The 11,908-nt window shown below is 64.2% G+C and carries 8 protein-coding genes; 3 read left to right on the top strand and 5 right to left on the bottom strand.

Annotated features, from left to right (window positions below; all coding sequences use genetic code 11):
* Positions 1 to 79: 79 nt before the first annotated feature.
* On the bottom strand, positions 80 to 1,615 hold the full coding sequence (locus LRP30_RS12635) for a PAS domain S-box protein (RefSeq protein WP_249760520.1): 1,536 nt from the start codon (positions 1,613 to 1,615) through the stop codon (positions 80 to 82).
* 1,370 nt (positions 1,616 to 2,985) lie between these two features.
* Here LRP30_RS12635 and ppc point away from each other — a divergent pair.
* On the top strand, positions 2,986 to 5,784 hold the full coding sequence (ppc, locus tag LRP30_RS12640) for a phosphoenolpyruvate carboxylase (RefSeq protein WP_249760521.1): 2,799 nt from the start codon (positions 2,986 to 2,988) through the stop codon (positions 5,782 to 5,784).
* 131 nt (positions 5,785 to 5,915) lie between these two features.
* Here the strand turns inward: ppc and LRP30_RS12645 are convergent, their stop codons facing one another.
* The 4 genes from LRP30_RS12645 to LRP30_RS12660 all read right to left on the bottom strand — a co-directional run bounded on the left by LRP30_RS12645 (position 5,916) and on the right by LRP30_RS12660 (position 9,617).
* Complete coding sequence (locus tag LRP30_RS12645) at positions 5,916 to 7,025, bottom strand: SMP-30/gluconolactonase/LRE family protein (protein ID WP_128935039.1); 1,110 nt, start codon at positions 7,023 to 7,025, stop codon at positions 5,916 to 5,918.
* A 115-nt stretch (positions 7,026 to 7,140) separates the two neighbouring features.
* A complete protein-coding gene (locus LRP30_RS12650) occupies positions 7,141 to 8,055 on the bottom strand; it encodes an SDR family NAD(P)-dependent oxidoreductase (RefSeq protein ID WP_027571291.1) in 915 nt (304 codons plus the stop codon).
* 5 nt (positions 8,056 to 8,060) lie between these two features.
* Positions 8,061 to 9,200, bottom strand: coding sequence for a thiolase (locus LRP30_RS12655; RefSeq protein ID WP_249760522.1), 1,140 nt, complete (start codon positions 9,198 to 9,200; stop codon positions 8,061 to 8,063).
* Positions 9,201 to 9,203: 3 nt separating this feature from the next.
* Positions 9,204 to 9,617 carry an OB-fold domain-containing protein gene (locus LRP30_RS12660; RefSeq protein ID WP_091897396.1) on the bottom strand — a complete coding sequence of 138 codons (414 nt, stop codon included), beginning with the start codon at positions 9,615 to 9,617 and terminating at the stop codon, positions 9,204 to 9,206.
* Positions 9,618 to 9,795: 178 nt separating this feature from the next.
* Here LRP30_RS12660 and LRP30_RS12665 point away from each other — a divergent pair, with 178 nt between their 5' ends.
* Positions 9,796 to 11,145 (top strand): amidase, encoded by a 1,350-nt coding sequence (locus LRP30_RS12665; protein ID WP_249760523.1) that lies wholly within the window; start codon positions 9,796 to 9,798, stop codon positions 11,143 to 11,145.
* The gene (locus LRP30_RS12670; protein ID WP_249760524.1) at positions 11,138 to 11,824 is read left to right on the top strand and encodes a DUF2848 domain-containing protein; all 687 of its coding nucleotides are present in this window, start codon (positions 11,138 to 11,140) and stop codon (positions 11,822 to 11,824) included. The genes LRP30_RS12665 and LRP30_RS12670 overlap by 8 nt, the downstream gene beginning before the upstream one ends.
* Positions 11,825 to 11,908 lie beyond the last annotated feature (84 nt).

Raw genomic sequence — 11,908 nt, forward strand, 5'->3', positions numbered from 1 at the left:
GGCTCAACCCATCCTACGTGCTGCGTTTGAGGCCGTGGCTCCCGCCTGCACAGCGCCCGCTCATGAAAAGCGAAGTGGATCACCCCTGTTCCGAAGGCAGACTAAACAGAAACACGGCCCCGCGTGGTTCATTCGCACGGGTCCAAAGTCGTCCTCCGTGCGCCTCGATGATCGTTTGGCAGATCGACAACCCCATGCCGGTCCCGTCCGGCTTGGTGGTGTAGAAGGGCTCGAACAGGCGGTCAACCATTGCCACGTCAAATCCGGGACCGTTATCCCGCACGGCGACAATTACTAGACTTGAGGCATCTACAGCCGTGCTGATCCGCAGCTTCCGTCTCCCGACGTCGAGGCAGTTCATTGCCTCGATCGCGTTGAGGATCAAATTGAGAACAACCTGTTGCAGCTGGACGCGATATCCGTTCACGAGCGGCAAGCCCGGGGCGAGGTCAGTCTGGATCAAGACATCATGTTTGAGCAGTTCGCTCCGGGCTATGGTGATCACGTCCAGGATTGCACCATTGATGTCGACGCTCTCCTTCGGCGCCGGAGTTTTCTTGATCAGGGAACGGATCCAACCGATGATCTCGCTGCCTCGCTTGGCTTCTGCGACAATGGATGCGAGCGCCTGCCGTGCCTTTTCGAGATTCGGAGATTGAGTTCCTAGCCAGTTCAGTGCGGCTTCTGCGTTGCAGAGCATCGCGGTGATTGGTTGGCTTAATTCGTGTGTCACCGAAGCCGTGACCTGGCCCATTGCCGCCGCGCGATTGGCGCGTGTTAGTTCAGCCTGCATCTCGCGGAACGTCTCGGCGGTTCGCTTCCGTTCGGTGATGTCGCGGCTCAGACAAATGATCCGTGACTGGCCGCCTTCGCAGAATTCCCGCATACGCACTTCGACGGGAAACACAGTGCCGTCCTTTCGGCAATAGCGACTCTCGAGCGTAGCGATGCCGCCGGCCTTGAGGCGCTCGCGGTTGATACGCCAGGTCGCTTCATCCATCTCCAGATCGAACAAGGACGCAGTTGCCCCGACCAGTTCGCTCCGGCTGTAGCCGAGGCTTTCGCAGGCATTTCGATTCACATCGAGAACGCGACCGTCTTCACTGTGGAGCATGAACGTATCGGTCGCGTGGTCCACGAAGGTACGGAAACGGGCCTCGCTCTCGATCAGCGCCTGTTCGGCGCGCTTGCGCTCCGTGATGTGGCGCCCCACACCGCGGTAGCCCATGAACTGCCCCGTCTCGTCAAAGATGGGCAGCCCAGAGACGGAAACATAGCGCTTGCCGCCGTCGGGCGTCGGCCGCGCGAGCTCGAAATCACGAAACGGGAGGCGGGCATCGAGTATCTCCCGGTGCTTGCGCCAGCCCTCTGCACTAGGCTCCAGATAAGGGACCTCCCATCGTGTCCTGCCGATCTCGGAGACCGGCGGTTCGGGAAGTGTCTCAGCGAACTCCTGGCGGATGAAGCGATGCTGCGCGTCAGTTTCCCAGTACACATCAAAGGAGAATTGCACCAAAGTGCGAAAGCGCTCCTCGCTCTCGCGCAGTGCCTCCTCGGGGCGCTTGCGCCCATTCGAATCGAGCGCGACCGACGGCACTTGAATCGGATGTTGCATAATCACCTCTTGCTCACGAGCGATGAATCAACCGACGCATCTCTCGTACCGGCTTGCGGGGCTGCTTCTCGCCCCCGGAGTGGCAAATAGCGCCGGCGATCGCTAACGATGCACGGCGGGTCGAACCTGGCCTCGCAGCGGCCAATGATCGATCAGGAATGTGCCTTGTGACGACTATACTCACGTATACAAGGCTTCTCTGAGCCATATTGCTTTGACGCCCGACCCGAAAACAACGCGAGCTGAACTCCGGTTCCATCAACGCATGCGTATGGGGCGGAGCCTGTTTCTTGTGCCGCTGGCATCGACCAATGTCCGCCGCCAGTGGCCGACCGAGTAAGGTCGCCTGTTGGCACTCACGCGAAGGACCTCAGCTGATTGGGGTGAATCAGACCTCATTCGTGGGCACTTGAGCCGGCGCTATTTTACCTGGAGCGGACCGTACCACGGGTGGTCGCCGCTCCGCCGTGTGCTATGAACACTCATGAGCCGCGAGACCACCTTGCGACAGCGCCTTTCATTTGGCCCGCCCGACTTGACTGCTGACTTGTATCTTTACCCGACCAGTGCGGGTGGAAGGAGGCAGCTCGGGCGCTTGCGCGCCCAATCCCTCGCGCTGCCCGACGGGCAAATCACGCCACATGCAGGTCAAGGGAGAGGGGCACAAAATATTCTGATTGACCGAATTTAGCGTTTCGGTTAAGCCGTATTTCATCCCGGCCCGTCAAAGGGACGTTTCGCGATCGTCACGATACGTAGGCCGGGATGCGATGGACGCGGTAGCGCCGGCGCGTGACGAGGTGGCAGGGCGGGCTACGCCTGTGAGCCATCGCGATCCGCGCGATCGACACGGCGCGGTCACAGCGTTTCCTTTCGGCTTCGGGGGCGAGCACGCGCGAGCTTCCGAATGTTTGGGAGGGACGTCCGCGGCGGCAAAAGCGTGTGGTCCTGACGCCCGGGGTCTGTGCGTCAAGGCTTGCGGTGGTGAAGCGGCCCGACCGGACCGCGCGCATCAGTCAACCGCAAGGCGACGGGGGCAATAGTGCATCGCTCCCCGGGGAGAGCGCGCCATAAGCCGTAAAACCATTGCGCAGGGAAGGCCGGGATGTCCCGGCGTCACCTGTGGTCACCCCGCGTGCGTTTCTCGCGTGCGGACCCTGGGTGCCAGCCGGCGCCCGGCCTTCCCAGCGCCCTTTCTTCTCGATGAGGGCGAAACGGACAGCAAAGCTCGGGCGCCTGCGCCGCGAGACCGAGGACGTGTGTACGCTGTTCTGCCGCGCCGCCACCAAGTTCATCTTGCACTGCGGTAGAAAAATATCGCACACTCCTTCGGACCGAGGAGCCAGGGAGCTCTTAAAGGGGAGCGAGCCATGTCCCTCCAGACCATATCATCCGACGCCACTGAGCATCGCCCCAACCGCCCGGAGGACGTCCAGGCGATGGAAGCGGATGCGCGCCTGCGCGACGACATCCGCCTGCTCGGGCGCATCCTGGGCGATACCGTGCGCGACCAGGAGGGCGCCGACGTGTTCGATCTGGTCGAGCGCATCCGCCAGACCTCGATCCGCTTCCATCGCGACGAGGACCGGCTCGCCCGCCGCGAACTCGAGCAGATCCTCGATGGCATGTCGACCTCCGAGACGGTGCGGATCGTCCGCGCCTTCAGCTATTTCTCCCATCTCGCCAACATCGCCGAGGACCAGAACAACATCCGCCAGATGCGTGCCCGCGGCGCGGGCAAGAATGGCGGCTCCGGCGTGCTGGCGGAAACGCTCGCCCATGCCAAGGCGGCGGGCATCGGCCCCGACGCGCTGCGCACTTTCTTCAAGTCCGCGCTGGTCAGCCCGGTGCTGACCGCGCACCCGACCGAGGTCCGCCGCAAGAGCACCATGGACCGCGAGATGGAGATTGCAGCCCTGCTCGACCGCCGCGAGCGCGTCGCGCTGACCGCGGAGGAGACCGCCGCAAGCGACGAGCAACTCCGCCGCGAGGTGCTGACGCTGTGGCAGACCAATCTCCTGCGCCGGACCAAGCTCACGGTGCTCGACGAGGTCTCCAACGGCCTGTCGTTCTACGACTACACCTTCCTGCGCGAGGTGCCGCGCCTGGTCAACGCGTTGGAAGACCGGCTGGAGGAGGGCGGCGAGCAGGCGGCAAGCGAGCTCGCCTCGTTCCTGCGCATGGGCAGCTGGATCGGCGGCGATCGCGACGGCAATCCCTTCGTCACCGCCGACGTGATGCGCGGCACGCTGCGGCTGCAGTCGAGCCGCGTGATGCAGTTCTATCTCAACGAGCTGCACGTGCTCGGCTCGGAGCTGTCGATCGCCGCGCATCTCGCCGATGTCTCCGAGGAGCTGCGCACGCTGGCGGAGCGCTCGCCGGACACCTCGCCGCACCGGAGCGGCGAGCCTTATCGCCTCGCAGTTTCGGGCATCTATGCGCGCCTCACCGCGACCGCCGAAAAGCTCGACGTCGAGATCACGCGGCGACCGGTCGGCAAGGGCAAGCCTTACGAGAGCGTCAAGGAGCTGCAAGCCGATCTCGACGTGCTGCACCGCTCGCTGATTTCCAACAATGCCGGCGTCATCGCCCGCGGCCGGCTGCGGCGCTTGCGGCGCGCGGTGGACTGCTTCGGCTTCCATCTGGCGCGACTCGACATCCGCCAGAACTCGGCCGTGCATGAGCGCACCATCGCCGAGCTGATGGACGCTGCCAACCCCGGCATGTCCTATCTCGCGCTCGGCGAGGATGCCCGCATTTCGCTGCTCACCAACGAATTGCGCTCAACGCGCGCGCTGGTCTCGCCCTTCGTCAAGTACAGCGACGAGACCATGGGCGAGCTCAACGTGTTCCATGCCGCCGCGGAAGCGCATGCGAAGTTCGGTTCGGACGCCATCCCCCAATGCATCATCTCGATGTGCAAGGGCATGTCCGACATGCTCGAAGTCGCGGTGCTCTTGAAGGAGGTCGGCCTCGTCCATCCCTCCGGGCGCAGCGCCATCAACATCGTGCCGCTGTTCGAGACCATCGAGGATCTGCAGGCTTCCGCCGGCATCATGGACCGCATGCTGTCGCTGCACGATTACCGCCGCCTCGTCGACAGCCGCGGCAGCGTGCAGGAGGTCATGCTCGGCTATTCCGACAGCAACAAGGATGGCGGCTTCGTCACCTCGGGCTGGGAGCTCTACAAGGCCGAGATCGGGCTCGTCGAGGTGTTCGAGCGGCATCACGTCCGGCTGCGCCTGTTCCACGGCCGCGGCGGCTCGGTCGGCCGCGGTGGCGGGCCGAGCTATGATGCCATCATCGCGCAGCCCGGCGGTGCCGTGAACGGCCAGATTCGCATCACCGAGCAGGGCGAGATCATCTCGTCGAAATATTCCAACGCCGAGGTCGGCCGCAACAATCTGGAGATCCTCGCCGCGGCGACGCTGGAGGCGAGTCTCCTGAATCCGCGCCAGAGCGCGCCGCGCCGCGAATACCTGACCGCGATGGACGAATTGTCGAACCTCGCCTTCAGGGCTTATCGCGGCCTCGTCTACGAGACCGACGGCTTCGTCGATTATTTCTGGGCCTCCACCGTCATCAACGAGATCGCAACGCTCAACATTGGCAGTCGCCCGGCCTCGCGCAAGAAGACCCGCGCGATCGAGGATTTGCGCGCGATCCCCTGGGTGTTCTCCTGGGCGCAATGCCGCCTGATGCTGCCGGGCTGGTACGGTTTTGGCAGTGCGGTCGAGCAGTGGATCGCTGATCATCCCGACCAGGGCATGCCGTTCCTGAAAGAGCTCTACAGGGAATGGCCGTTCTTCCGCATGCTGCTCTCGAACATGGACATGGTGCTGGCGAAAAGCTCGATCGCCATCGCCTCGCGCTATGCCGAGCTCGTGCCGGACGAAGCCCTGCGCGAAAAGATTTTCGGTCGCATCCGTCGCGAATGGCATTCCTGTATCGAGACGTTGCTCGACATCATGGGCCAGGATCGGTTGCTTCAGAGCAACCCGCTGCTGGAGCGCTCCGTGCGCCACCGCTTCCCCTATCTCGATCCGCTCAACCATGTGCAGGTCGAGCTGTTGAAGGAGCACCGCGCGCAGAACCCGGATGAGCAGGTGCTGCGTGGAATCCAGCTCACAATCAACGGCATCTCGGCGGGGCTGAGGAATACGGGATAGGGTCGACGCAGGTGCCACACCCTCGCTCGTCATGGCCGGGCTTGACCCGGCCATCCACGTGCCTCTGCAACAGCGGAACAGGTGTGGATGCCCGGGTCAAGCCCGGGCATGACGAACAGGGTGCGGGGCAGTCAACAGAAATGCGCGCCCTGCGTCTCCACATACACCGCATAGAGCGACTGACTCGCGGTCATGAACAGGCGGTTGCGCTTCTTGCCGCCGAAACAGACATTGGCGCAGGTCTCGGGCAGTAGGATCTGGCCGATGCGTGCACCATCGGTCGGCGCGAACACCTGCACGCCGTCATAACCGGGTCCGACCCAGCCGGCGCCGACCCAGATGTTGCCTTCGGTATCGACGCGCAAGCCGTCGGGGAAACCCGACTTGCTGTCGAGCTTCATGTCGATCAGCTTCTTCGGGTTCGACAGCTTGGCACCGTCGATGTCGTAGGACCACACCACGTTCTCGGCCTGCGGATAATGCGTGATGCCGGTATCGCAGACATAGAGCTTCTTGTAGTCGTGGCTGAAGGCGATGCCGTTCGGCTTGAACGGCTCGTCGGCGACCTTCGCGACCTGCCCGGTCTGGGTGTCCAGGCGATAGACGGCTTCCTTTTGATGAGGTTGGAGCGAGCCGGTGTTGGCAAGCTTGCCTTCGTAGATGCTGATCGCGCCATAACCGGGATCGGTGAACCAGATCGCCTTGTCGTTAGGATGCACCACCATGTCGTTCGGGCCGTTGAGCGGCTTGCCGCCTGCCTGCTCGGCCAGCGCCGTTACCGAACCGTCGTGCTCGTAGCGGACGAGGCGGGTGCGCTCGGCGCTGATCTGACGTCCTTCGGTGTCGAACGAGTTGCCGTTGGCTTCGTTCGACGGCTTGTGGAACTGCTCGGAGATGTGACCGTCGTCGTCGAGATAGCGAAGCTGGCGGTTGGCTGGGATGTCGCTCCAGACGAGATATTGCCCCTGCGCATTCCACGCCGGTCCCTCCGCCCACAGGCAGCCGGTATAGAGCCGCTTGATCGCGGTGTTGCCGACCTTGGCCTTGAAGCGCTTGGGGTCGATGACGACGATGTCGGGGTCGGGATAGCGCTGCGGCTCGGCATTGGCGCCGAAGTCGCGCGCGTTGGCCTGCGAGGCGAGGACGGTGGAGGCGGCGAGAGCCGCCGTGCCTTTGAGGAGAGCGCGGCGCCCAAGGCCACCGGTGGCAGAGATGTCGGGGTTGGTCAGTATTCTTGTCATGGTTTCCTCCCAAAGTTTGTTGGGAGGGCACCATCCGCCCGCATTCGGGCGTAAAGCGGGGCGATCTCTGGCCGAGGCAGCCGGAGATCGCAGGGCAGGAATGCCGGAAACGCGGCTAGACGGGATCCCAGGTGAATATGTCGGCGGAACGGTCGAGCTTGTAGAACGAGCCCTTCAGCGCCGGCATGCCGTGTTCCGCGATCGACTGCGGCGTCCAGCCTTCGCTCCGCTGCACCGAGCGGATCGGACGATTCTGGCTGAACAGGAAGATCTCGTTCATGCGCACGCCAAAGATCTGCCCGGTGACGTCCTTGGCGGAATCGCCGAGCAGATAGCCGCAGAGCGGGGCGATCTTCTCCGGTCCCATCTGCTTGATCTTCTCGACGCGCGCCTTCTCGGCTTCGGTCTCGGTCGGGATGGTGCCGATCATGCGGGTCCAGGCGAACGGCGAGACGCAGTTGGAGCGGACGTTGAAGCGGCCCATGTCGAGCGCGATGGATTTGGAGAGCCCGACGATGCCGAGCTTGGCGGCGGCGTAATTGGCTTGTCCAAAGTTACCGATCAGGCCCGAGGTCGAGGTGAAGTGCACGAAGGAGCCCGACTCCTGCTCGCGGAAGATCCGCGCCGCGGCGTGGGACACGTAGAACGAGCCCATCAAATGCACCTTGATGACGGCCTCGAACGCTTCCACGCTCATCTTGTGGAAGATCATGTCGCGCAAGATGCCGGCATTGTTGACGACGCCGTCGAGCCGGCCGAAATGATCGGTGGCGGTCTTCACGATCTTGCTGGCGGGAATTGCTTCGGCCACCGACTCGAAGTTCGCAACTGCAGTGCCGCCGCGCTTCTTGATCTCCTCGACCACCTCCTCGGCGGGCGCCGCGTTCGAGCCGGCGCCGTCGGCGGCACCGCCGGGATCGTTGACGACGACCTTGGCGCCTTCCGCGGCGCACAGCAGCGCGATCTCCCGCCCGATGCCGCGGCCTGCGCCGGTGACGATGATGACCTTGTCTTGCAGTGATTTGCTCATGTGAACTACCTCTCGTTCGTAAACACGATCGTGCCACTCGCCGCGAACATGCCGCCGACGCCGTGACACACCGAAATCTTCGCGCCAGGGACCTGCGCCGGCGCGATGCCGCGCATCTGGCGCACGCTCTCCTGAAGCGCGTACATGCCGTACATGCCGGAGTGCATGTAACTCAATCCGCCGCCATTGGTGTTGAGCGGCAGCTTGGCCCCCGGCCGCGTGTTGCCGTCCGCGATGAACCTGCCGGTCTCCTCATAAGGCATGAAGCCGAGATCGCCGAGACCGAACAGCGGCAGATGTGCGAACGCGTCGTAGATCATGAGATGGTCGACGTCGGCGTGCACGATGCCGGCTTCCTTGAAGGCGAGGGGCCCTGCAGTCTTGAACGCGCGCGAGGAGTTGAAGGTCTCCATCTGGCTGACCATCGGCGTCTCGACGCTCTCGCCGGTGCCCATGATGTAGACGGGCTTGCGCGGAAAGTCCCTGGCCCGATCCGCCGAGGTCAGGATCAGCGCGCCGCCGCCATCGGTGACCAGGCAGCATTGGAGCAGGCGGAACGGATAGGCGATCATGCGCGAGTTGAGGACGTCGGCGACCGTGATCGGGTCCTTCATCATCGCGCGCGGATTCTTCGCCGCCCATTCCCGCTGCACCACTGCGACCGAAGCCAGTTGTTCATGCGTGATGCCGTAGGTCTTCATGAAGCGCAGCACGGGGATCGGGAACATGCTGGGCGGGCCGTAGACACCATAGGGCGCCTCGAACTGGCCGTTGAGGCTGTCTGCCGGCGTCGAGCGCGGCAATTTGCCGATCATCGACTTGCCGCTCTCGGCATGGGTGATCAGCACGGTCTTGCACAGGCCGGCCTCGATCGCCGCGGCGGCATGGCGGACGTGCAGCATGAAGGAGCAGCCACCAACCGAGGTGCCGTCCACCCAGGTCGGCTTGATGCCGAGATAATGGCAGACCTGCTGCGGTGTTTCGACCGCGGTGGCAAAGCCGTCAATGTCGGAGAGTTTCAGCCCGGCATCGGCGATGGCATTGAGCGCCGCGTCGGCATGGAGCTGGAGCTGCGAGGCGTTGGGGATGACGCCGAGCTCGGTGGTCTCGGCCGCGCCGACGACGGCAACCTGGTTCTTGCGCATGGCTTACCCCTTCGCCGGACGGAAGACGGGGAGGGTGATCTTGTCGTCGAGTTTCTCAAAGGCGACCTCGAGCTTCATGTCGAGCTCGAGCGCCTCCGGCGTCTGCGGGCAGTCGATGATGTTGCTCATCATCCGCGGCCCCTCGGCGAGCTCGACCACCGCGATCGCGTAGGGCGGCGTGAATCCGGGCGCAGCGGGACGATGGTTGATCACGTAGCTGTAAAGAAAGCCCTTGCCGCTCGCCTTGAACACCGAGACCTTGCGCGAGGCGCAGGAAGGGCAGAACGGGCGCGGCGGGAAGTAGACATGCGCGCAGGCGTCGCAGCGCTGCAGGCGCAATTCGCCGACTTTCGTGCCGTCCCAGAAATGCTGGGTTTCCGGCGTTGGTTTCGGTCGCGCGCGCTGCGGTTCGGCCATATCGGCAGCTCCTCCCAAGAGACAGGCTTCGCGCCCGCCTGTTTCGATCTTGATGCGACAATCGACTATAGTGCGTCAACGGTCCAGCAATGCACATGCATGCCATCATGCGCACAATACTTGTGTCGAACTGAGCCGGCGCTATAGATTGCGCGCGCCAATATTCCGTGAGACAGACATGCCCGATTTTCCGACGCTGGCGAAGCTCGCCGAAGACCTCGAAAGTGGCCGCACCACCTCCCGCAAGCTGGTCGAGGCGTGCCTTGCCAGGATCGCCGATCCCACCGGTGAGGGCCAACGCGCCTTCATACATGTCGACAAGGACGCCGCGCTCGCGGCGGCGGACGCGATGGACGGCTTGCGCAAGGCCAAGGCCGCGCCATCGCGCTATGCCGGTATTCCGATCTCGATCAAGGATCTCTTCGACATCAAGGGGCAGACGACGCGCGCCGGCTCCCGTGCGCTCGACGATTCCGATCCGGCGGAGCACGACGCGGCGGCGGTTGCGCGGCTGCGCGGCGCCGGCTTCGTCGTGATCGGGCGAACCAACATGACCGAGTTCGCCTATTCCGGCATCGGCATCAATCCGCATTACGGCACGCCGAAAGGCGCCTGGAACCGGGCGGAGGGCCACGTCCCCGGCGGCTCGTCCTCGGGCGCGGCAGTGTCCGTGCTCGACGGCATGGCGCATGGCGCGCTCGGCACCGATACCGGCGGTTCCTGTCGGATTCCGGCCGCCTTCAACGGTATCGTCGGCTACAAGCCGACGCAGCGCCGTGTGCCGCTCGACGGCTCTGTGCCGCTGTCGTTGTCGCTCGACAGCATCGGCCCGCTGGCGCGATCGGTCAGTTGCTGTGCCATACTCGATGCGGTGCTCGCCAACGAGCCGATCACCGCGGTGAAGCCGCGCCCCGTAAAGGGCATGCGGCTCGCCGTGCCGACCACGATCGCGCTCGACGACCTCGACACAGCCGTCTCTGAAACCTTCGAGCGCGCGCTGAAGGCGCTCGCCGATCACGGCGCCATCATCGAGCGCATCGAGATGGCTGAATTCCACGACATCGGCCCGATGAACGCCAAGGGCGGCTTTGCCGCGGCCGAGAGCTATGCCTGGCACCGCTATCTCATCACGTCCAAGGGCGATGTCTACGATCCACGCGTCGCTGTCCGCATCATGCGCGGCGAGGCGCAGAGCGCGGCCGACTACATCGATCTGCTCAACGAGCGCCGCTCGCTGATCGCCCGCGTCAATGCACGCATCGCGCCCTATGACGCCCTGGTGCTGCCCACCACCGCCAACACGCCGCCGAAGATTGCCGATCTCGCCGACGACAAGGCGTTCACCACCCAGAACCTGCGTGCCCTGCGCAATTGCACCCTGATCAACATGATCGACGGCTGCGCCATCTCGCTGCCTGCGCATCGTCAGGGCGCCGTTCCCGTCGGCCTGATGCTGGCCGGCGCCGGCGGATCCGACCGCCGTATCTTCGAACTTGCTGTCGGCATGGAGGCCGTGATCCGTGTTTGACCTGACTTTCACCGTCGACGCCCAGGACACCACGACGCCGCTGACGCTGGCGATCGACCAGGTCGTCATCGCCGGCTGGACCGGCCGCGATCCTGTCGCGCGCGACAAGCACATCGCCGAGCTGCAAGAGATGGGCATCGCCCCTCCGGCCTCGACGCCGATCTACTACCGCGCCTCGGCGCGGCGGCTGACGATGGAAGACCGCATCGAATGTACCGGCGGCGAGTCGTCCGGCGAGGTCGAGTTCGTGCTGATCGGCTGGCAGGGCCGCATCTTCGTCGGCTGCGGCTCCGATCACACCGACCGCAAGGTCGAGGCCTATAGCGTCACGGTCTCAAAGCAGATGTGCGACAAGCCGATCGCCTCCACGCTGTGGGAGCTCGAGGACGTCATCGGCCATTGGGACAGGATGATTTTGCGATCCTACGCCACGATCAACGGCGAGCGCGTGCTCTACCAGGAGGGCACGCTCGATGCGATGCTCCCGGTCCCTGACCTCATCACGCGCGGCTTTCCGGGCGGGAAGCTGCCCGACGGCTGCGCCATGTTCGGCGGCACCTTCGCCGCCAAGGGCGGCATCCGCCCCGCCGGCCGCTTCGATTTCGAGCTGGAGGATCCCGTGCTGAAGCGCACGATCAAGCACGGCTATGACGTGGTGACGCTCCCGGTGCTGGGTTGATAGCTCTCCATCGTCATTGCGAGCGAAGCGAAGCAATCCAGACTGGTTCCGCGGAGGGACTCTGGATTGCTTCGTCGCAAGGGC

Origin of the sequence: Bradyrhizobium sp. C-145 (assembly GCF_023375135.1) — a bacterium.
In the GTDB taxonomy this organism is placed as follows: Bacteria; Pseudomonadota; Alphaproteobacteria; order Rhizobiales; family Xanthobacteraceae; genus Bradyrhizobium; species Bradyrhizobium zhanjiangense.

Coding starts and splice junctions, on each gene's coding strand:
- LRP30_RS12665 (WP_249760523.1), top strand. CDS start 9,796: ATGCCCGATTTTCCGACGCTGGCGAAGCTCGCCGAAGACCTCGAAAGT.
- LRP30_RS12650 (WP_027571291.1), bottom strand. CDS start 8,055: ATGAGCAAATCACTGCAAGACAAGGTCATCATCGTCACCGGCGCAGGC.
- LRP30_RS12655 (WP_249760522.1), bottom strand. CDS start 9,200: ATGCGCAAGAACCAGGTTGCCGTCGTCGGCGCGGCCGAGACCACCGAG.
- LRP30_RS12635 (WP_249760520.1), bottom strand. CDS start 1,615: ATGCAACATCCGATTCAAGTGCCGTCGGTCGCGCTCGATTCGAATGGG.
- LRP30_RS12660 (WP_091897396.1), bottom strand. CDS start 9,617: ATGGCCGAACCGCAGCGCGCGCGACCGAAACCAACGCCGGAAACCCAG.
- LRP30_RS12645 (WP_128935039.1), bottom strand. CDS start 7,025: ATGACAAGAATACTGACCAACCCCGACATCTCTGCCACCGGTGGCCTT.
- ppc (WP_249760521.1), top strand. CDS start 2,986: ATGTCCCTCCAGACCATATCATCCGACGCCACTGAGCATCGCCCCAAC.